Below are 20,138 nucleotides of genomic sequence, written 5' to 3' on the forward strand. Positions count from 1 at the left end.
TAGGAGGTGGACTTTCGATGACCAAAGGAATCTTAGGAAGAAAAATCGGGATGACACAAGTGTTTGGAGAAAACGGTGAATTAATCCCAGTAACAGTAGTAGAAGCAGGACAAAACGTTGTATTACAAAAGAAAACTGAAGAAGTTGACGGTTACAACGCAATCCAAGTAGGATTCGAAGACAAAAAAGCATATAAAAAAGGTTCTAAAACTAATAAATATGCTAATAAACCAGCTGAAGGTCATGCTAAAAAAGCTGACACAGCACCTAAGCGCTTCATTCGTGAATTCAGAAACGTTAACGTTGATGAATACGAAGTAGGTCAAGAAGTCTCAGTTGATACATTCGAAACTGGTGACATCATTGATGTTACAGGCGTTTCAAAAGGTAAAGGTTTCCAAGGTGCTATTAAACGCCACGGACAAGCTCGTGGACCAATGGCTCACGGTTCTCATTTCCACAGAGCACCAGGTTCTGTAGGTATGGCTTCAGATGCTTCAAGAGTATTTAAAGGTCAAAAAATGCCAGGCCGTATGGGTGGAAACACAGTTACTGTACAAAACCTAGAAGTAGTACAAGTTGACACAGAAAACAGTGTGATCTTAGTAAAAGGTAATGTACCTGGACCTAAAAAAGGTTTAGTAGAAATTTCAACTTCAATTAAATCAATTAAAAAAGGTAATAAATAATTAATAAGTGAAAGGAGGAAAATGCATAATGGCTAATTATGATGTTTTAAAAGTAGACGGATCAAAAAGTGGTTCAGTTGAATTAAGCGATGCAGTATTTGCAATCGAACCAAATAATAGCGTTCTATTTGAAGCTATTAATTTACAACGTGCTTCATTACGTCAAGGTACTCATTCTGTTAAAAACCGTTCAGCAGTACGTGGCGGTGGACGTAAACCATGGAGACAAAAAGGAACAGGTCGTGCTCGTCAAGGTACAATCCGTGCTCCACAATGGCGTGGCGGTGGCGTTGTATTCGGACCAACTCCAAGAAGTTACGGTTACAAAATGCCTAAGAAAATGCGTCGTTTAGCATTACGTTCTGCATTATCATTCAAAGTTAAAGAAAATGGATTCACAGTTGTAGATGCATTCGGTTTCGATGCTCCAAAAACAAAAGAATTCAAAAATGTTTTAACTACATTAGAACAACCTAAAAAAGTCTTAGTAGTTGTTGAAAACGAAGATGTAAACGTTGAATTATCAGCACGTAACATCCCAGGTGTTCAAGTAACAACTGCTCAAGGTTTAAATGTATTAGATATCACAAGCGCTGACAGTGTAGTAATCACTGAAGCTGCTGCTAAAAAAGTTGAGGAGGTGCTCGGATAATGGAAGCTAGAGATATTCTTAAGCGCCCCGTAATCACTGAGAAATCTTCAGAAGCAATGGCAGAAGATAAATATACATTCGATGTTGATACTCGTGCTAACAAAACACAAGTTAAAATTGCTGTTGAAGAAATCTTCGACGTAAAAGTTGATAATGTTAACATCATCAACTACAAACCTAAGAAAAAACGTATGGGCCGTTACCAAGGCTACACAAATAAAAGAAGAAAAGCGATTGTAAAACTTAAAGAAGGTTCAATCGACTTATTCAACTAAAAAACATTACCAATAAGGAGGTAAACGACAATGGCTCTTAAAAAGTATAAGCCAATAACTAATGGTCGTCGTAATATGACTTCATTAGATTTCGCTGAAATTACGAAAACTACACCAGAAAAGTCATTATTACAACCGCTACCGAAAAGAGCGGGACGTAACAACCAAGGTAAATTGACTGTTCGCCATCATGGTGGAGGACATAAACGTCAATACCGTGTTATCGATTTTAAACGTAACAAAGACGGTATCAACGCTAAAGTTGATTCTATCCAATACGATCCAAACCGTTCAGCTAACATTGCATTATTAGTATATGCTGATGGTGAAAAACGTTATATCATCGCACCTAAAGGATTACAAGTAGGTCAAACAGTTGAAAGTGGTGCTGAAGCAGATATCAAAGTAGGTAATACTTTACCATTACAAAACATTCCTGTAGGTACAGTAATCCACAATATCGAGTTAAAACCTGGTAAAGGTGGACAAATTGCTCGTTCAGCTGGAGCTAGCTCTCAAGTGTTAGGTAAAGAAGGTAAATATGTATTAATCAGATTACGCTCTGGTGAAGTTCGTATGATTCTTTCAACTTGCCGTGCTACTATTGGTCAAGTTGGTAACATCCAACACGAACTAGTAAACGTTGGTAAAGCTGGACGTTCAAGATGGAAAGGTATCCGCCCTACAGTTCGTGGTTCTGTAATGAACCCTAACGATCACCCACACGGTGGTGGTGAAGGTCGTGCACCTATCGGTAGACCATCTCCAATGTCACCTTGGGGTAAACCTACGCTTGGTAAGAAAACACGTCGTGGTAAAAAATCATCAGACAAACTTATCGTTCGTGGACGTAAGAAAAAATAATAAAATTAACTTATTTGGGTGTGCGGCGTAACAGCTGCACGCACAGAATAAGAAGGGAGGCGCCCAAATGGCTCGTAGTATTAAAAAAGGACCTTTCGTCGATGATCACTTAATGAAAAAAGTTGAAGCACAAGACGGAAGTGAAAAGAAACAAGTAATTAAAACATGGTCTCGTCGTTCTACAGTTTTCCCAAATTTCATTGGTCATACTTTCGCAGTATACGATGGACGTAAACATGTACCTGTATATGTAACAGAAGATATGGTAGGCCACAAATTAGGTGAATTCGCACCAACTCGTACATTTAAAGGTCATGCTGTTGACGATAAAAAAACAAGAAGATAATTTTTAATAAGTAGAGGAGGAAATCCTAATGGAAGCAAAAGCGGTTGCTAGAACAATAAGAATCGCACCTCGTAAAGTAAGATTAGTTCTTGACTTAATTAGAGGTAAAAATGCTGGAGAAGCTATTGCAATTTTAAAATTAACTAACAAAGCTTCATCACCAGTTATCGAAAAAGTATTAATGTCCGCTTTAGCTAACGCTGAACATAACTACGACATGAACACAGATGAATTAGTAGTTAAAGAAGCTTACGCTAATGAAGGACCAACTTTAAAACGTTTCCGCCCACGTGCGCAAGGACGTGCAAGTGCGATTAATAAACGTACAAGCCACATTACAATCGTCGTAAGTGACGGTAAAGAAGAAGCTAAAGAAGCTTAATAACTTTCTAAGGAGGGAATACTGTGGGTCAAAAAATTAATCCAATCGGACTTCGTGTTGGAATCATCCGTGATTGGGAAGCAAAATGGTATGCTGAAAAAGATTTCGCTTCACTATTACACGAAGATTTAAAAATCCGTAAATTTATTGATAATGAATTAAAAGAAGCATCAGTTTCTCACGTAGATATCGAACGTGCTGCAAACCGTATTAATATCGCAATTCATACTGGTAAACCTGGTATGGTAATTGGTAAAGGCGGTTCAGAAATTGATAAACTTCGTAACAAATTAAACGCTTTAACTGATAAAAAAGTACACATCAACGTAATTGAAATTAAGAAAATTGATATTGATGCAAGATTAGTTGCTGAAAATATCGCACGTCAATTAGAAAACCGTGCTTCATTCCGTCGTGTACAAAAACAAGCTATTACAAGAGCTATGAAACTTGGTGCTAAAGGTATTAAAACTCAAGTATCAGGTCGTTTAGGCGGAGCTGATATTGCTCGTGCTGAACAATATTCTGAAGGAACTGTTCCACTTCATACATTACGTGCTGACATCGATTATGCACACGCTGAAGCAGATACTACTTATGGTAAATTAGGCGTTAAAGTATGGATTTATCGTGGAGAAGTTCTTCCTACTACTAAGAACACTAGTGAAGGAGGAAAATAATCATGTTACTACCAAAACGTGTTAAATATCGTCGTCAACATCGTCCTAAAACAACTGGTCGTTCAAAAGGCGGTAACTATGTAACATTTGGTGAGTATGGTTTACAAGCGACAACAACGTCTTGGATCACTTCTCGTCAAATCGAATCAGCTCGTATTGCAATGACTCGTTATATGAAACGTGGTGGGAAAGTTTGGATCAAAATCTTCCCTCATACACCATATACTAAAAAACCTTTAGAAGTACGTATGGGTGCCGGTAAAGGTGCGGTTGAAGGCTGGATTGCAGTCGTTAAACCTGGTAGAATTTTATTCGAAGTCGCTGGTGTACAAGAAGAAGTTGCACGCGAAGCACTACGTTTAGCAAGTCACAAACTTCCAGTGAAAACTAAGTTTGTAAAACGTGAAGAATTGGGTGGTGAAACAAATGAAAGCTAAGGAAATTAGAGACTTAACCACTTCAGAAATCGAAGAACAAATCAAATCTTCAAAAGAAGAGCTTTTTAACCTACGCTTTCAGTTAGCTACAGGTCAATTAGAAGAAACTGCACGTATTCGCACAGTAAGAAAAACGATTGCACGTCTAAAAACTGTTGCTCGTGAAAGAGAAATTGAACAAAGTAAGGCTAATCAATAATTAATTGAAAGAGGAGGTTACAAAAGTGAGCGAAAGAAATGATCGTAAAGTTTATGTAGGTAGAGTTGTTTCTGACAAAATGGACAAGACTATTACAGTACTTGTTGAAACTTACAAAACACACAAATTATACGGCAAACGAGTAAAATACTCAAAAAAATACAAAACTCATGATGAAAACAATTCAGCTAAATTAGGAGACATTGTTAAAATTCAAGAAACTCGTCCTTTATCAGCAACAAAACGTTTTCGTTTAGTAGAAATTGTTGAAGAGTCAGTAATTATTTAATTCAAGATTAGAGATAAGGGAGGTTTAACTAATGATCCAACAAGAGACACGTTTAAAAGTAGCAGACAACTCTGGTGCTCGTGAAGTTCTTACAATTAAAGTATTAGGTGGATCTGGTCGCAAAACAGCGAACATCGGCGATATTATCGTATGTACTGTTAAAAATGCAACACCAGGTGGCGTTGTTAAAAAAGGCGATGTTGTCAAAGCTGTTGTAGTACGTACTAAATCAGGTGTACGCCGTAACGATGGTTCATATATCAAATTTGACGAAAATGCATGTGTTATCATTCGTGATGACAAAGGCCCACGTGGTACTCGTATCTTTGGTCCTGTTGCTCGTGAATTACGTGAAGGTAACTTCATGAAAATCGTATCATTAGCACCAGAAGTACTATAAAATCAAATAACCAAAATATATAAGGAGGTGCCCACATGCATATCAAAAAAGGTGACAACGTAAAAGTTATCGCAGGTAAAGACAAAGGTAAAGAAGGTAAAGTAGTAGCTACTGAACCTAAACGTGACCGTGTCGTTGTGGAAGGTGTTAACGTTATTAAAAAACACCAAAAACCAACTCAATTAAACCCTGAAGGTGGAATTTTAGAAACAGAGGCAGCTATCCATGTTTCTAACGTACAATTATTAGACCCTAAAACAAACGAACCAACTCGTGTAGGTTACAAATTTGTTGATGGTAAAAAAGTTCGTATTGCAAAAAAATCTGGCGAAGAAATTAAATCTAATAATTAATTACTAGTTGAAAGGAGGATCCACTTTGAACCGTTTAAAAGAAAAATTCAATTCTGAAGTTACTGAGAACTTAGTAAAGAAATTTAACTATAGTTCAGTAATGGAAGTACCAAAAATGGACAAAATCGTAGTGAACATGGGTGTAGGTGACGCTGTTCAAAACTCTAAAGTGTTAGATAATGCTGTTGAAGAGTTAGAATTAATCACTGGTCAAAAACCATTAGTAACTAAAGCTAAAAAATCAGTTGCAACATTCCGTTTACGTGAAGGTATGCCAATCGGTGCGAAAGTTACACTTCGCGGAGAAAGAATGTATGAATTCTTAGATAAACTTATTTCAGTATCACTACCACGTGTACGTGACTTCCAAGGTGTTTCTAAAAAAGCATTCGATGGTCGCGGTAACTACACATTAGGTGTTAAAGAACAATTAATTTTCCCTGAAATCGATTATGATAAAGTAAGCAAAGTAAGAGGAATGGATATTGTTATCGTAACTACTGCTAACACTGACGAGGAAGCTCGTGAATTGTTATCAAACTTCGGTATGCCATTTCGTAAATAATCTCTAAAAGGAGGCTAATTAAGTGGCTAAAACTTCAATGGTTGCTAAGCAACAAAAAAAACAAAAATTCGCAGTTCGTGAATACACTCGTTGTGAACGCTGTGGTCGTCCACATTCTGTATATCGTAAATTTAAATTATGCCGTATTTGTTTCCGTGAATTAGCTTACAAAGGCCAAATTCCTGGCGTACGCAAAGCTAGCTGGTAATAAACAAGAGTCTGAAAGGAGGCAACAATCAATGACAATGACAGATCCAATCGCAGATATGCTAACTCGTGTAAGAAACGCAAACATGGTTCGTCACGATAAATTAGAATTACCTGCGTCTAATATCAAAAAAGAAATTGCTGAAATCTTAAAAAATGAAGGTTTCATTAAAAACGTTGAATACGTAGAAGACGATAAACAAGGTGTTATTCGTTTATTCTTAAAATATGGTCAAAACAATGAACGTGTTATCACAGGATTAAAACGTATTTCAAAACCAGGTTTACGTGTTTATGCTAAAGCTAACGAAGTACCAAAAGTACTTAATGGTTTAGGTATTGCATTAGTATCAACTTCTGAAGGTGTTATCACTGATAAAGAAGCAAGAAAACGTAATGTTGGTGGAGAAATTATCGCATACGTTTGGTAATAAATAATAAGGAGGTGCCATAACATGAGTCGTGTTGGTAAGAAAATTATTGACATCCCTAGTGACGTAACAGTAACTTTTGACAAAAATAATGTAACTGTTAAAGGTCCAAAAGGTGAATTATCAAAAACATTAAACGAAAGAATGACATTCAAACAAGAAGAAAACACAATTGAAGTTGTAAGACCATCTGATTCTAAAGATGACAGAACAGATCATGGTACAACTCGTGCTTTATTAAATAATATGGTACAAGGTGTTTCTCAAGGTTTCGAAAAAACACTTGAACTTGTTGGTGTAGGTTACCGTGCTCAAATGCAAGGTAATGATTTAGTACTTAACGTTGGTTACTCTCACCCAGTTGAAATTAAAGCCGAAGACGGAATTACTTTCGCTGTAGAGAAAAACACAACTGTTAAAGTTTCTGGTGTATCTAAAGAGCAAGTTGGAGCAATCGCTTCTAACATCCGTTCAGTAAGACCTCCAGAACCTTATAAAGGTAAAGGTATTCGTTACCAAGGTGAATACGTTCGCCGTAAAGAAGGTAAAACTGGTAAATAATAGATAACACTCTACAGAAAGGAGTATTGAAATGATCAGTAAAATTGATAAAAATAAAGTGCGTTTGAAAAGACATTCACGTGTTCGTACTAAATTATCAGGTACAGCTGAAAAGCCACGTTTAAATGTATATCGTTCAAACAAACACATTTACGCACAAATCATTGATGATGTTAAAGGCGAAACATTAGCTCAAGCTTCATCTAAAGATAAAGATATTGCTAACGAATCAGCAACTAAAGTTGATTTATCTACAAAAGTTGGCGAAACAATTGCTAAAAAAGCAAGTGATAAAGGAATTAAAGAAATCGTATTCGATCGTGGAGGTTACTTATACCACGGACGCGTTAAAGCATTAGCAGAAGCTGCTAGAGAAAACGGTTTAGAATTTTAATTTAAAGGAGGGACAAATACATGGCTCGTAGAGAAGAAGAAACGAAAGAATTTGAAGAACGCGTTGTTACAATCAATCGTGTTGCTAAAGTTGTTAAAGGTGGACGTCGTTTCCGTTTCACTGCATTAGTAGTAGTTGGAGACAAAAATGGTCGTGTAGGTTTCGGTACTGGTAAAGCACAAGAGGTACCTGAAGCAATCAAAAAAGCTGTAGAAGCAGCTAAAAAAGATTTAGTTGTAGTTCCACGTGTTGAAGGTACTACACCTCACACAATCACTGGCCGTTATGGTTCAGGTAGTGTATTCATGAAACCTGCAGCTCCTGGTACTGGTGTTATCGCTGGTGGACCAGTTCGTGCGGTATTAGAATTAGCAGGTATCACTGATATCTTAAGTAAATCATTAGGTTCAAACACACCAATCAACATGGTTCGTGCAACTTTAAATGGTTTACAAAACCTTAAAAACGCTGAAGATGTTGCGAAATTACGCGGCAAAACAGTTGAAGAATTATATAATTAAGGAGGGAAAATAAGTTATGGCTAAATTACAAATTACCCTCACTCGTAGTGTTATTGGTCGTCCTGAAACACAACGTAAAACTGTTGAAGCTTTAGGTCTTAAAAAGACTAATAGCTCAGTAGTTGTTGAAGATAACCCTGCTATTCGTGGGCAAATCAACAAAGTTAAACATTTATTAACAGTAGAAGAAAAATAATTAAGGAGGTGCCGACATGAAATTACATGAGTTAAAACCAGCAGAAGGTTCACGTAAAGAACGTAACCGTGTAGGTCGTGGTGCAGCAACTGGTAATGGTAAAACAAGTGGCCGTGGACATAAAGGTCAAAAAGCACGTTCAGGTGGTAAAGTAAGACCTGGATTTGAAGGTGGACAATTACCATTATTCCGTCGTTTACCAAAACGTGGTTTCACTAACATAAATCGTAAAGAATATGCTATTGTTAACTTAGACCAACTTAATCAATTCGAAGATGGTACTGAAGTAACTCCAGCTTTATTAGTAGAATCTGGTGTTGTTAAGAACGAAAAATCTGGTATTAAAGTACTAGGTAACGGCTCACTAGATAAAAAATTAACAGTGAAAGCTCATAAGTTCTCAACTTCAGCAGCAGAAGCTATTGATGCTAAAGGTGGAGCACACGAGGTGATCTAATGTTTCAAACGCTTGTGAGCTTCTTTAAAACTAAAGAAGTTCGAAACAAGATTTTCTTCACTCTAGCAATGTTAGTGATCTTTAAGATTGGGACTTATATTCCAGCTCCTGGAGTAAATCCTAATGCTTTTGATCAAGCAGCAAAAGGTTCTCAAGGTGTCACTGATTTACTTAATACTTTCGGTGGTGGAGCCTTGAAGAACTTTTCAATATTTGCGATGGGAATCATGCCATACATTACCGCATCTATCGTAATGCAATTATTACAGATGGATATTGTTCCTAAGTTCTCTGAATGGGCTAAACAAGGTGATGTAGGTAGAAGAAAAATCAACAATGTAACACGTTATTTCGCTATTATATTAGCATTCATTCAGTCAATAGGTATGTCGTTCCAATTTAATAACTTATATGGTGGTCGCTTAATTGTAAGTCATTCTGTATATAGTTATTTATTGATTGCACTAACTTTAACAGCAGGAACTGCATTCTTGATATGGCTTGGTGACCAAATCACTCAGTTTGGTGTTGGTAATGGTATTTCACTTATCATCTTTGCAGGTATTTTATCAACGTTACCATCAAGTATTATTCAAGCAGGCCAACAAGCTTTTGTGGGCCAAGAAGATACGTCTTTAGCTTGGTTAAAAATAGTAGCACTCATTGTTGCATTAGTACTGTTAACAATAGGTGCAATATTTGTACTTGAAGCGAAACGTAAAATTCCTATTCAATATGCAAAGAAACAAACAGCTCAACGATTAGGTTCACAAGCAACTTATCTACCTTTAAAAGTTAACTCAGCTGGTGTTATTCCTGTTATCTTTGCGATGGCATTTTTCTTATTACCAAGAACGTTGACGCTATTTTTCCCTAAAGCTGAATGGGCACAACAAATAGCTGATACAGCAAATCCATCAAGCAACATAGGAATGGTTATCTATATTGTATTAATCATTGCATTTGCATATTTTTATGCATTTGTTCAAGTTAATCCAGAAAAAATGGCTGACAACCTTAAGAAGCAAGGTAGTTATGTCCCAGGAATTCGTCCTGGTGAACAAACGAAAAAATATATTACTAAAGTGCTTTATCGATTAACATTTGTTGGCTCTATTTTCTTAGCTGTCATTGCAATTTTACCGATTTTAGCGACTAAGTTTATGGGATTACCAAGATCAATTCAAATTGGTGGTACAAGTTTACTAATCGTTATTGGTGTTGCTATTGAGACTATGAAATCATTAGAAGCACAAGTAAATCAAAAAGAGTATAAAGGCTTTGGTGGTAGATAATTTGTAGGAGGGCACTTATGAATATCATTTTAATGGGCTTACCTGGTGCAGGTAAAGGAACTCAAGCGAGTGAAATTGTTAAGAAATTCCCAATACCACACATATCTACTGGTGACATGTTCAGAAAAGCGATTAAAGATGAAACTGATTTAGGTAAAGAAGCTAAATCATACATGGATCGTGGAGAATTAGTCCCTGATGAAGTTACTGTGGGTATCGTTAAAGAAAGAATTTCTGAAGACGATGCAAAAAAAGGATTTTTATTAGATGGTTTCCCTAGAACAATCGATCAAGCAGAAGCTTTAAATTCAATTATGGCTGAACTTGATAGAAATATTGATGCTGTCATCAATATCGAAGTTCCAGAGGAAGAACTAATGAATCGTCTTACAGGTCGTCGTATCTGTGAGAATTGTGGTACAACTTATCATCTTGTATTTAATCCTCCAAAAGTTGAAGGTATTTGTGATCTTGATGGCGGTAAATTATATCAACGTGAAGATGATAATCCGGAAACTGTTTCAAATCGTTTGAAAGTCAATGTTAAACAATCAAAACCTATATTAGAATATTATGATAATAAAGGTGTATTGAAAAATATTGATGGTTCAAAAGATATTGAAGAGGTTACTACTGATGTCATTGATATCTTAGACCAATTACAATAGATCAACTTTTACGATCTATGTTGATGTGAATGTTTACTAACACTGTAATATACAATTTAATATGAGTGACAAATAACGATAATTAATTCCCGTAATTTTTGTTAAACTTATTAAAGCTAGTCACTAATAGATTCGTATCGTTGAAGTTGTCTATTGACGATAACCTTACTATTGCAAAAAGGGGGAAGTTAATCAATGGCTAAACAAGATGTTATTGAATTAGAAGGTACTGTATTAGATACTTTACCAAACGCAATGTTTAAAGTAGAATTAGAAAATGGTCATGAAATTTTAGCACATGTAAGTGGAAAAATTAGAATGAACTACATTCGAATTCTACCTGGCGACAAAGTAACTGTTGAGATGTCTCCGTATGATTTATCACGCGGTAGAATTACTTATCGTTATAAATAATCGTCACTCCATAATATAGGGAGGTATTAAAATGAAAGTAAGACCATCAGTAAAACCAATTTGCGAAAAATGTAAAGTCATTAAACGTAAAGGTAAAGTAATGGTAATTTGTGAAAATCCAAAACACAAACAAAGACAAGGTTAATAAAAGAGAGGTGTAAATGTATATGGCACGTATTGCAGGAGTGGATATTCCACGTGAAAAACGCGTTGTTATTTCTTTAACTTATGTATATGGTATTGGTACTTCTACAGCGAAAAAAATCGTTGAAGAAGCTAACGTATCAGCTGACACTCGCGTAAAAGATTTAACTGACGATGAATTAGGTCGCATTCGTGAAGTAGTTGATAGCTACAAAGTAGAAGGTGACTTACGTCGTGAGCAAAACTTAAACATTAAACGTTTAATGGAAATTTCATCATACCGTGGTATTCGTCACCGTCGTGGCTTACCAGTTCGCGGTCAAAAAACTAAAAACAACGCTCGTACGCGTAAAGGCCCAGTTAAAACTGTAGCGAACAAGAAAAAATAATCGGTAAAGGAGGCAAATAATAAATGGCACGTAAACAAGTATCTCGTAAACGTAAAGTGAAAAAGAATATTGAAAGTGGTGTTGCACACATCCGTTCAACATTCAATAATACAATTGTAACGATTACTGATGAATTCGGTAATGCATTATCATGGTCATCTGCTGGTGCATTAGGATTCAAAGGATCTAAAAAATCAACACCATTCGCAGCGCAAATGGCGTCTGAAACAGCTTCTAAAACAGCTATGGAACATGGTTTGAAAACTGTAGAAGTAACAGTTAAAGGACCTGGACCAGGCCGTGAATCAGCTATCCGTGCATTACAATCAGCAGGACTTGAAGTAACAGCAATCAGAGACGTTACTCCAGTACCACATAATGGTTGTCGTCCACCAAAACGTCGTCGCGTCTAATTTATGGTTGTGTTGTTACAGGTCACTGAGCAAACAGTATAAATCAAGTCGACGTATTTAAGGAGGATATTTGTAAATGATAGAAATCGAAAAACCTAGAATTGAGACAATTGAAATTAGTGAAGATGCTAAATTCGGTAAGTTCGTTGTTGAACCACTTGAACGTGGCTACGGTACTACACTAGGAAACTCCTTACGTCGTATCCTACTATCTTCATTACCAGGATCAGCAGTTAAGTACATCGAAATTGAAGGCGTGTTACACGAATTCTCAGCGGTAGATAATGTTGTTGAAGATGTATCTACTATTATTATGAACATCAAAAAGCTAGCATTAAAAATCTATTCTGAAGAAGATAAAACTTTAGAAATCGATGTTAAGGATGAAGGTGAAGTTACTGCAAGTGATATTACTCACGACAGTGATGTAGAGATTTTAAATCCTGAACTTAAAATTGCTACTGTTTCTAAAGGTGGACATTTAAAAGTTCGTCTTGTTGCTAATAAGGGTAGAGGTTACGCATTAGCTGAAACAAATAATACTAGTGATTTACCAATTGGTGTAATTCCAGTAGATTCACTATATTCACCTGTAGAACGTGTTAACTATACAGTAGAAAATACACGTGTAGGTCAAAGTAGTGATTTTGATAAATTAACTTTAGATGTTTGGACTAATGGTTCAATCACTCCTCAAGAATCAGTATCATTAGCAGCAAAAATAATGACTGAACACTTGAATATCTTTGTAGGTCTAACTGATGAAGCACAAAATGCTGAAATCATGATTGAAAAAGAGGAAGATCAAAAAGAAAAAGTATTAGAAATGTCTATTGAAGAATTAGACTTATCTGTACGTTCTTATAACTGCTTGAAACGCGCAGGAATCAATTCTGTACAAGAGTTAGCTGATAAATCTGAAGCTGACATGATGAAAGTGCGTAATTTAGGTCGTAAATCTCTTGAAGAAGTAAAATATAAATTAGAAGATTTAGGATTAGGATTAAGAAAAGAAGATTGATAAAGGAGGTTAACTCATGGGTTACAGAAAATTAGGTCGTACTTCTGATCAACGTAAAGCTATGTTACGTAACTTAGCTACTTCACTTATCGTAAGTGAGCGTATTGAAACTACAGAAGCTCGTGCAAAAGAAGTTCGCAGTGTTGTTGAGAAATTAATCACTTTAGGTAAAAAAGGAGATTTAGCTTCTCGTCGTAATGCAGCTAAAACATTACAAAATGTTGAAATCTTAAACGAAGATGAAACTACTCAAACTGCTCTTCAAAAATTATTCGGTGAAATCGCTGAACGTTATACAGACCGCCAAGGTGGTTATACTCGTATTCTTAAAGAAGGCCCTCGTCGTGGTGACGGTGCTGAATCAGTAATTATCGAATTAGTATAATTTAACTATAAATACACTAATTACTTATATATAAAGCAAATGAGTGCAACGATAATGTCTGCCACATACAGACATTGTCTAGCTCAGAGTACCCCATCAAACTAAATATTAAATTAAAGCGTGAACTCAACAAAACTGATGGGGTGCGCGCTTTTTTATTTTTAAGCTGAGATATTCATATCTTCAGCTTTTTTTAATACATTATAGTTCTACATACAAAATACTTTTAATCATTAATGAACACGTATACATATGATATTAAATAATGTAAAATGTTAAAGGTAATTAAAATTAAAAGGGGGAATAAAAGTGAAGGAAGAAGATAATATTATTGAGTTTAAAAATGTATCATTTAAATACCAAAGTGATTCTGCCTTCACTTTAAATGACGTATCATTTCATATTCCTCGAGGTCAATGGACGAGTATAGTTGGTCACAATGGTTCAGGTAAATCAACTGTTACTAAACTAATGGTAGGTATTGAAGAATCCGATGAAGGGCAAATCTTGTTTAATAATCATAAAATTAATAAAGATAATATAGCCCAAATAAGAAAGCAGATTGGCATTGTTTTTCAAAATCCAGATAATCAATTTGTAGGAGCAATTGTTAAGTATGATGTTGCCTTTGGTCTGGAAAATCATTCAGTACCTTATCATGAAATGCAGGAAAAAGTAACAACTTCACTTAAACAAGTTGATATGTTAGATTTAGCAGAATATGAACCACATTCATTATCAGGAGGTCAAAAACAAAGAGTAGCTATTGCTAGTGTTTTAGCATTAAATCCGTCAGTTATCATTTTAGATGAAGCTACATCAATGTTAGATCCTGTAGCTAAATCATCATTATTACAATTAGTAAAAGAACTTCAAAAGGAACAACAAATTACTATCATTTCTATTACCCATGATTTATCTGAAACGATGAACGCAGATAATATTATTGTTATGAATCACGGAAGAATTTATAAACAAGGTAAACCAAGTGAAATCTATAATGATGTTGATCAACTCATGAAAATAGGGCTTGAACTACCTTTTTCTATGAAAATGAATCAATTATTGTTTGAAAGTTCATCATTTGTCACATATGAAGGGTTGGTTAATCAATTATGAGTTTAAATATGAATAATGTGAGTTATATTTACCAACCTAAAACACCATATGAGTTCAAGGCTTTAAATAATATTTCACTTAGATTTAAACAAGGCCATTATTATGCCATTGTGGGACAAACTGGTAGTGGCAAATCAACATTGATTCAACATATAAATGCGCTTCTAACACCTACAAGTGGTTCAATAGATTTTAATGAAAAGCATATAGACAGTAAAACAAAAGATAAGTTTTTAAGACCCATACGTAAACATGTAGGTATGGTATTCCAGTTTCCAGAATCACAGCTTTTTGAAGATACTGTAGAAAAGGAAATTGAATTTGGACCGAAAAATTTCAACATGAATGTACAAGAAGTGAAAAATAATGCTTTTGATATGTTATTAGAACTTGGTTTTTCACGAAATGTCATGTCTCTATCACCGTTTCAAATGTCGGGTGGCCAAATGAGAAAATTAGCATTAGTTTCTATTTTAGCTATGGATCCAGATATTATCGTTGTCGATGAGCCAACAGCAGGTTTAGACCCTAAAAGTAGACATCAAGTTATGACTTTACTAAAAAAATTACAATTAGAGCAGCATAAGACAATTATACTAGTGACTCATGATATGAATGATATTGCTAAATACGCTGAAGAAATCATTGTAATGCAAAAAGGTGAGGTACAGGCAATTGAAAATCCTAGAACGCTTTTTAGTCAACCTGACATACTTAACCAATGGCATATCACCTTACCGGATGTTGTTTGTTTACAAAAAGACTTTGAAACAAAATATCAGACAAAATTACCATCCACTGCTTTAACAGAGGAAGAATTCGCTGAGTTGTACAGGGAGTGGCAAAATGAAAAATAAATTAATAATTGGACGATATCTTCCTAGCAATTCATTTATACACCATTTAGATCCAAGATCAAAACTAATATTTGTGTTCGTTTTTATTATTTTTATCTTTTTATGCCATTCCTTTGGTACGTATGCATGGTTGTTTATATTGATTTTATTAATTGTGAGAATGGCTAAAATTAATTTTATGTTTTTAATTAAAGGATTAACACCAATATTTGTCTTTTTAATATTTACATTTTTAATGCACGTATTTTTTACAAAAGGTGGAGCAATCCTTTTACATTGGCACTTTATATCTATTGAAAGTAAGGGGATTTTAGAAGGCGTTTATATTTCTTTACGTTTAATCTTTATTGTTATGATAGCGACTGTAATGACGCTTTCAACAAGTCCTATTGATTTGACAGATGCGTTTGAAAAATTATTAACACCTTTAAAATGGTTGAAGCTACCTGTACATCAATTAAGTATGATGATGTCTATCGCGTTAAGATTTATACCAACACTTATGGATGAATTAGACAAAATTATTTTAGCGCAAAAGTCTAGAGGCTCAGAAATAAGTTCTGGAGGCGTCATAACAAGAATTAAAGCATTTATTCCATTGATGATTCCATTGTTTATTTCTGCCTTTCAAAGAGCAGAGGAATTAGCGATTGCTATGGAAGTAAGGGGTTATGATGCACATGCAGAAAGAACGAGCTACAGACTCCTTCAGTGGTGTCTGAGAGATACATTGATATTGTTACTATTAATTCCTATATTGGGTGTATTATTGTTAATTAAATTTATGGGAGTGTAAATGATTGCGTATTTTAGTAGAAATTGAATATCAAGGTAACCAATTTTTAGGATTTCAAATTCAACAACAAGGTAGAACTGTACAACAACAATTTGAAAAAATACTAAAAAGAATGCATAAACGGCACATAAGTATACATCCTTCTAGTCGTACTGATAGAGGTGTACACGCGTACCAACAATATTTTCATTTTGATACAGAATTACAAATTGAAAATAGCAAATGGCAATATGCAATGAATAGTGCCTTACCAGATGATATATATGTTAAATCTGTTAAACAAGTCGATGAAGATTTTCATTGTAGATATGATTGTGTAGGAAAACGGTATCGATATAAAGTTTATCAAGCTAAGCATCGCGATCCATTTCAAAGTGGATTGAAAACGTATATAGCAGATTCATTAGATTTAAATCAGATGAATGAAGCTGCAAAACTATTTATAGGTACCCACGACTTTACTGGATTCTGTTCACAAAAAACAGAAGTAGAGAGTAAGGTGAGGACCTTATACCAAAGTGAAATAGTTAAAACTGATGAAGGCTTTGATTATATCGTTACCGGATCAGGCTTTTTATATAATATGGTTCGTGTACTAGTTGCCTTTTTAATAGAAGTAGGAAAAGGTAAAAGAAGTCCAGAAGAAATCCCCCAATTACTAGAAGAGAAAAATAGGAATAAAATACCTTTTACAGCACCATCCGAAGGGCTATATTTAGAAAAAGTGTATTTATCAGATAAAGCACTAATTAAAGACTTTGGAGACCAAATTAAAATACATTATAAAAAATCATTACAAAATGATTGAATTGCATTGACAAAAGGCCTATGAAATTATAAGATTATTAACGGTATTGTTTTATATCCACCCCACGATAAGCCCCGGAATCTTATTGTGTTACAAGATATATAAGCAAAATAGAACAACAGTTAACAAAATAAATGAAATCTACGCTTTAAATCGTAACAATTTTTAAATCAAACCAAATAGAATATAGACATTACGGAAGTAACGATTGTTAATCAAGTTTGTCTAGAGTCTAAAACGAAGCATTTATTTTTAGGAGGACAATTATTATGCGTCAAACATTTATGGCAAATGAATCAAACATTGAGCGCAAATGGTATGTTATCGATGCTGAAGGCCAAACATTAGGTCGTTTATCATCAGAAGTAGCATCTATCTTACGCGGTAAAAATAAAGTAACTTATACACCACACGTTGATACAGGTGATTATGTAATCATTATCAACGCTTCAAAAATTCAATTCACTGGTAATAAAGAACAAGACAAAATGTATTACCGTCACTCAAATCACCCAGGTGGTTTAAAATCAATTTCTGCTGGTGAATTAAGAAGAACTAACCCAGAACGTTTACTTGAAACTTCAATTAAAGGTATGCTACCAAGTAGTCGTTTAGGCGAAAAACAAGGTAAAAAATTATTTGTATATGGTGGCGCTGAACATCCACACGCTGCACAACAACCAGAAAACTACGAGTTACGTGGTTAATTAGAAGGAGGAAATTACATTGGCACAAGTTGAATATAAAGGCACAGGCCGTCGTAAAAACTCAGTAGCACGTGTACGTTTAGTACCAGGTGAAGGTAACATCAAAGTTAACAACCGTGACGTACGTGACTACTTACCATTTGAATCATTAATCTTAGACTTAAACCAACCATTCGATGTTACTGAAACTAAAGGTAACTATGACGTTTTAGTTAACGTTCACGGTGGTGGATTCACAGGACAAGCACAAGCTATCCGTCACGGAATCGCTCGTGCATTATTAGAAGCAGATCCTGAATACAGAGGTTCTTTAAAACGCGCTGGATTATTAACACGTGACCCACGTATGAAAGAACGTAAAAAACCAGGTCTTAAAAAAGCTCGTCGTTCACCTCAATTCTCAAAACGTTAATATTGCCAAGATTGTTGCGAACTTGTTCGCAAACCAATTGGTTTACACTTAATAGAGCAAAAAGCACTTCTCGAAACATCGAGAAGTGCTTTTTTGTGTTATTTAAAGTTAATATTAATTATAAATATTTCTTGAAAGTAACGTTACGTTATCCCTTATGTTAGTTGTAAGGAGGTAAAAATCATATGTACAATATAAAATTAATTAGATCTGATGAAGTATACAGACAACTTGTTAGTATGGAAAAAGATAAACGAAACAAATATTTTAAAGAGAAAGTACTTAGAGAGTTTGAAATGAAGTTTCAAATACAGCAGATACCTTTTGATAAAGAGAGCAGTAATAATTTTGATATATTTTCATATTTAGGACAATCGCATATTATTCCTAGTGAGATTAAATTAAATGACATAGACAAGATAAAAGAAATGGATAACCATTTTTGGAATGATTGTGAACATTCAATAAAGCGTGCAATAAATCGATTTGAAATGTCTGATGTTCAACCTAAAATAAAAGAATATATATTTACAGCTTTATTAGGTGATGAAAATAAACCCACTATGTTCTTGAATCAAAATTATGTTGGGGATGGGGGCATACCAGGGTACATTATTTTATCGTTAGTACCTAATAATTATACATTAAGTAGAGTTAAAAGTGCAATTGCTCATGAAATTAATCATAATATTAGATATCAATATGTTGATTGGGATGGTGGTTCATTAGCAGAATTAATTGTAGCTGAAGGTTTAGCAGAAAATTTTGTGGAATCATTATATGGTACAGATTATATAGGTCCATGGGTAACATCAACAGACTGGAATAAGAACCAAAAATTAATCAAAAATCTTATAAAGAATAATTTAACTATTAATAATATTTTTGAATCAATCCCTTATTTATATGGTGATGAAATTTCAAAATCATATGGTGGCAAATCTAAGGGGATACCATACGCTGCTGGTTATACATGTGGGTATTACTTAATAAAATATTATTTAGAAAAAACAAAATCTAGTATTGAAAAAGCAACAATAATGTCAGCAAATGAAATTTTAAATGAGGTGGAAGCATTTTGGAATACCAATATAGTTTAAAAGACATTATGAAAATAACAGGGGTAACCAAAAGAACACTACATTATTATGATGAAATTGCATTACTAAAAGTTAAAAAGAATGAAAGCAATCATCGTATATATTCTCAGAAAGATTTAGTAAAGTTACAAAAAATAATGTTATTAAAAAACATGGATATGAGTATTAAAGATATAAGTAAATTTATCAATAAAAATGATAGTGAATTGAAATTAATATTACAAAATCAGAAAGAAATTTTAAAGAGAAAAATAGAAAGTTTAGAAAATACAAAGAGTGCAGTTGAAAAGTATATTAAAGATGTTCCAATTACTGAAATTGAAGAATTAAATAGTATACCTTTAGAGCAATATCGAGAAGAAGCAAAATTAAAATATGGACATACAGATACTTATAAAGAATTCATTATATCTAATGGTGAAACTCTATTTAATGAAGAAAAAATGAAAAAGTTTGAAGAAATCTTTCAAAAATTTAATAATCTGTCTTTACATAAAGTGAATGCTAGAAATGCGTATGATGTCGTATATGAGTGGAAAGATTTTATGAACCAAATTGGAATTTTTGATAATCAAATGCTTTGTTTAATAGCAGATACATATCAAAATGATGAAAGGTTTAATAATTATTTTAAACGATACAAAAATCCATATATTACAGAATATATTTCTCAAGCAATTAACTATCATTTATCATAATGAGTTTAGAGTAA

The 20,138-nt window shown here is 34.3% G+C and carries 36 protein-coding genes; all 36 read left to right on the top strand.

Annotation, left to right across the window (positions count from 1 at the left end; genetic code table 11):
* Positions 1-17: 17 nt before the first annotated feature.
* Entirely contained in the window at positions 18-689 is a 672-nt protein-coding gene (rplC, locus tag AC2D8K_RS07025) for a 50S ribosomal protein L3 (protein ID WP_002450526.1), read from the top strand.
* 28 nt (positions 690-717) lie between these two features.
* Complete coding sequence (gene rplD / locus AC2D8K_RS07030; RefSeq protein ID WP_002450525.1) at positions 718-1,341, top strand: 50S ribosomal protein L4; 624 nt, start codon at positions 718-720, stop codon at positions 1,339-1,341.
* The gene (rplW, locus tag AC2D8K_RS07035) at positions 1,341-1,616 is read left to right on the top strand and encodes a 50S ribosomal protein L23 (protein ID WP_002450524.1); all 276 of its coding nucleotides are present in this window, start codon (positions 1,341-1,343) and stop codon (positions 1,614-1,616) included. The genes rplD and rplW overlap by 1 nt, the downstream gene beginning before the upstream one ends.
* A 30-nt stretch (positions 1,617-1,646) precedes the next feature.
* Positions 1,647-2,480, top strand: coding sequence for a 50S ribosomal protein L2 (gene rplB / locus AC2D8K_RS07040; RefSeq protein ID WP_484698317.1), 834 nt, complete (start codon positions 1,647-1,649; stop codon positions 2,478-2,480).
* A 67-nt stretch (positions 2,481-2,547) separates the two neighbouring features.
* Positions 2,548-2,826, top strand: a complete 279-nt coding sequence (gene rpsS, locus AC2D8K_RS07045) for a 30S ribosomal protein S19 (RefSeq protein WP_002450522.1) — start codon at positions 2,548-2,550, stop codon at positions 2,824-2,826.
* Positions 2,827-2,854: 28 nt separating this feature from the next.
* Positions 2,855-3,208, top strand: a complete 354-nt coding sequence (gene rplV / locus AC2D8K_RS07050; protein ID WP_001829734.1) for a 50S ribosomal protein L22 — start codon at positions 2,855-2,857, stop codon at positions 3,206-3,208.
* A gap of 23 nt (positions 3,209-3,231) precedes the next feature.
* Positions 3,232-3,888, top strand: coding sequence for a 30S ribosomal protein S3 (rpsC, locus tag AC2D8K_RS07055; protein WP_002450521.1), 657 nt, complete (start codon positions 3,232-3,234; stop codon positions 3,886-3,888).
* Positions 3,889-3,890: 2 nt separating this feature from the next.
* Positions 3,891-4,325 carry a 50S ribosomal protein L16 gene (rplP, locus tag AC2D8K_RS07060; protein ID WP_002450520.1) on the top strand — a complete coding sequence of 145 codons (435 nt, stop codon included), beginning with the start codon at positions 3,891-3,893 and terminating at the stop codon, positions 4,323-4,325.
* Positions 4,315-4,524, top strand: a complete 210-nt coding sequence (rpmC, locus tag AC2D8K_RS07065) for a 50S ribosomal protein L29 (RefSeq protein WP_000644737.1) — start codon at positions 4,315-4,317, stop codon at positions 4,522-4,524. Before rplP ends, rpmC begins: the two co-directional genes overlap by 11 nt.
* A 25-nt stretch (positions 4,525-4,549) precedes the next feature.
* Positions 4,550-4,813: a 30S ribosomal protein S17 gene (gene rpsQ / locus AC2D8K_RS07070; RefSeq protein WP_002432741.1), complete on the top strand. Its 264-nt coding sequence runs from the start codon at positions 4,550-4,552 to the stop codon at positions 4,811-4,813.
* Between the two features lie 31 nt (positions 4,814-4,844).
* Positions 4,845-5,213: a 50S ribosomal protein L14 gene (gene rplN, locus AC2D8K_RS07075; protein WP_002432661.1), complete on the top strand. Its 369-nt coding sequence runs from the start codon at positions 4,845-4,847 to the stop codon at positions 5,211-5,213.
* A gap of 35 nt (positions 5,214-5,248) precedes the next feature.
* Positions 5,249-5,566 carry a 50S ribosomal protein L24 gene (gene rplX / locus AC2D8K_RS07080; protein ID WP_002466469.1) on the top strand — a complete coding sequence of 106 codons (318 nt, stop codon included), beginning with the start codon at positions 5,249-5,251 and terminating at the stop codon, positions 5,564-5,566.
* A 25-nt stretch (positions 5,567-5,591) separates the two neighbouring features.
* Complete coding sequence (rplE, locus tag AC2D8K_RS07085; protein WP_484698324.1) at positions 5,592-6,131, top strand: 50S ribosomal protein L5; 540 nt, start codon at positions 5,592-5,594, stop codon at positions 6,129-6,131.
* A 22-nt stretch (positions 6,132-6,153) separates the two neighbouring features.
* Positions 6,154-6,339 carry a type Z 30S ribosomal protein S14 gene (locus AC2D8K_RS07090; protein WP_001829713.1) on the top strand — a complete coding sequence of 62 codons (186 nt, stop codon included), beginning with the start codon at positions 6,154-6,156 and terminating at the stop codon, positions 6,337-6,339.
* Between the two features lie 31 nt (positions 6,340-6,370).
* Positions 6,371-6,769, top strand: coding sequence for a 30S ribosomal protein S8 (gene rpsH / locus AC2D8K_RS07095; RefSeq protein WP_002450517.1), 399 nt, complete (start codon positions 6,371-6,373; stop codon positions 6,767-6,769).
* Between the two features lie 24 nt (positions 6,770-6,793).
* Positions 6,794-7,330, top strand: a complete 537-nt coding sequence (gene rplF / locus AC2D8K_RS07100) for a 50S ribosomal protein L6 (RefSeq protein ID WP_002450516.1) — start codon at positions 6,794-6,796, stop codon at positions 7,328-7,330.
* A gap of 31 nt (positions 7,331-7,361) precedes the next feature.
* The gene (gene rplR, locus AC2D8K_RS07105) at positions 7,362-7,724 is read left to right on the top strand and encodes a 50S ribosomal protein L18 (RefSeq protein ID WP_002450515.1); all 363 of its coding nucleotides are present in this window, start codon (positions 7,362-7,364) and stop codon (positions 7,722-7,724) included.
* A gap of 20 nt (positions 7,725-7,744) precedes the next feature.
* Positions 7,745-8,245 (top strand): 30S ribosomal protein S5, encoded by a 501-nt coding sequence (rpsE, locus tag AC2D8K_RS07110; RefSeq protein WP_002450514.1) that lies wholly within the window; start codon positions 7,745-7,747, stop codon positions 8,243-8,245.
* Positions 8,246-8,261: 16 nt separating this feature from the next.
* A complete protein-coding gene (gene rpmD, locus AC2D8K_RS07115) occupies positions 8,262-8,441 on the top strand; it encodes a 50S ribosomal protein L30 (RefSeq protein ID WP_001096576.1) in 180 nt (59 codons plus the stop codon).
* Positions 8,442-8,457: 16 nt separating this feature from the next.
* Positions 8,458-8,898 (top strand): 50S ribosomal protein L15, encoded by a 441-nt coding sequence (rplO, locus tag AC2D8K_RS07120; protein WP_002450513.1) that lies wholly within the window; start codon positions 8,458-8,460, stop codon positions 8,896-8,898.
* On the top strand, positions 8,898-10,193 hold the full coding sequence (secY, locus tag AC2D8K_RS07125; protein ID WP_002450512.1) for a preprotein translocase subunit SecY: 1,296 nt from the start codon (positions 8,898-8,900) through the stop codon (positions 10,191-10,193). The genes rplO and secY overlap by 1 nt, the downstream gene beginning before the upstream one ends.
* A 17-nt stretch (positions 10,194-10,210) precedes the next feature.
* Positions 10,211-10,861, top strand: coding sequence for an adenylate kinase (locus AC2D8K_RS07130; RefSeq protein WP_002450511.1), 651 nt, complete (start codon positions 10,211-10,213; stop codon positions 10,859-10,861).
* A 195-nt stretch (positions 10,862-11,056) separates the two neighbouring features.
* On the top strand, positions 11,057-11,275 hold the full coding sequence (gene infA / locus AC2D8K_RS07135; protein WP_001829792.1) for a translation initiation factor IF-1: 219 nt from the start codon (positions 11,057-11,059) through the stop codon (positions 11,273-11,275).
* Positions 11,276-11,306: 31 nt separating this feature from the next.
* On the top strand, positions 11,307-11,420 hold the full coding sequence (gene rpmJ / locus AC2D8K_RS07140; RefSeq protein ID WP_000868342.1) for a 50S ribosomal protein L36: 114 nt from the start codon (positions 11,307-11,309) through the stop codon (positions 11,418-11,420).
* A 22-nt stretch (positions 11,421-11,442) separates the two neighbouring features.
* Positions 11,443-11,808 (top strand): 30S ribosomal protein S13, encoded by a 366-nt coding sequence (rpsM, locus tag AC2D8K_RS07145; RefSeq protein WP_002450510.1) that lies wholly within the window; start codon positions 11,443-11,445, stop codon positions 11,806-11,808.
* Positions 11,809-11,831: 23 nt separating this feature from the next.
* Positions 11,832-12,221: a 30S ribosomal protein S11 gene (gene rpsK / locus AC2D8K_RS07150; protein ID WP_002450509.1), complete on the top strand. Its 390-nt coding sequence runs from the start codon at positions 11,832-11,834 to the stop codon at positions 12,219-12,221.
* A 76-nt stretch (positions 12,222-12,297) separates the two neighbouring features.
* On the top strand, positions 12,298-13,242 hold the full coding sequence (locus AC2D8K_RS07155; protein WP_002450508.1) for a DNA-directed RNA polymerase subunit alpha: 945 nt from the start codon (positions 12,298-12,300) through the stop codon (positions 13,240-13,242).
* A gap of 16 nt (positions 13,243-13,258) precedes the next feature.
* A complete protein-coding gene (rplQ, locus tag AC2D8K_RS07160) occupies positions 13,259-13,627 on the top strand; it encodes a 50S ribosomal protein L17 (protein WP_002466473.1) in 369 nt (122 codons plus the stop codon).
* A 309-nt stretch (positions 13,628-13,936) separates the two neighbouring features.
* Positions 13,937-14,746 (top strand): energy-coupling factor transporter ATPase, encoded by an 810-nt coding sequence (locus AC2D8K_RS07165; RefSeq protein ID WP_002450506.1) that lies wholly within the window; start codon positions 13,937-13,939, stop codon positions 14,744-14,746.
* On the top strand, positions 14,743-15,603 hold the full coding sequence (locus AC2D8K_RS07170) for an energy-coupling factor transporter ATPase (protein ID WP_002450505.1): 861 nt from the start codon (positions 14,743-14,745) through the stop codon (positions 15,601-15,603). Before AC2D8K_RS07165 ends, AC2D8K_RS07170 begins: the two co-directional genes overlap by 4 nt.
* Entirely contained in the window at positions 15,593-16,399 is an 807-nt protein-coding gene (locus tag AC2D8K_RS07175; RefSeq protein WP_484698333.1) for an energy-coupling factor transporter transmembrane component T family protein, read from the top strand. The genes AC2D8K_RS07170 and AC2D8K_RS07175 overlap by 11 nt, the downstream gene beginning before the upstream one ends.
* A gap of 4 nt (positions 16,400-16,403) precedes the next feature.
* Positions 16,404-17,207 carry a tRNA pseudouridine(38-40) synthase TruA gene (gene truA, locus AC2D8K_RS07180; RefSeq protein ID WP_002450503.1) on the top strand — a complete coding sequence of 268 codons (804 nt, stop codon included), beginning with the start codon at positions 16,404-16,406 and terminating at the stop codon, positions 17,205-17,207.
* A gap of 269 nt (positions 17,208-17,476) precedes the next feature.
* Positions 17,477-17,914 (top strand): 50S ribosomal protein L13, encoded by a 438-nt coding sequence (gene rplM / locus AC2D8K_RS07185; protein ID WP_002450502.1) that lies wholly within the window; start codon positions 17,477-17,479, stop codon positions 17,912-17,914.
* 19 nt (positions 17,915-17,933) lie between these two features.
* Entirely contained in the window at positions 17,934-18,326 is a 393-nt protein-coding gene (rpsI, locus tag AC2D8K_RS07190) for a 30S ribosomal protein S9 (protein ID WP_002450501.1), read from the top strand.
* A gap of 185 nt (positions 18,327-18,511) precedes the next feature.
* On the top strand, positions 18,512-19,426 hold the full coding sequence (locus tag AC2D8K_RS07195; RefSeq protein ID WP_002450500.1) for a DUF2268 domain-containing putative Zn-dependent protease: 915 nt from the start codon (positions 18,512-18,514) through the stop codon (positions 19,424-19,426).
* The gene (locus AC2D8K_RS07200) at positions 19,405-20,124 is read left to right on the top strand and encodes a MerR family transcriptional regulator (protein WP_002450499.1); all 720 of its coding nucleotides are present in this window, start codon (positions 19,405-19,407) and stop codon (positions 20,122-20,124) included. The genes AC2D8K_RS07195 and AC2D8K_RS07200 overlap by 22 nt, the downstream gene beginning before the upstream one ends.
* The last annotated feature ends 14 nt before the right edge of the window (positions 20,125-20,138 follow it).

The sequence above is a fragment of the Staphylococcus sp. 510 genome, from assembly GCF_057219715.1.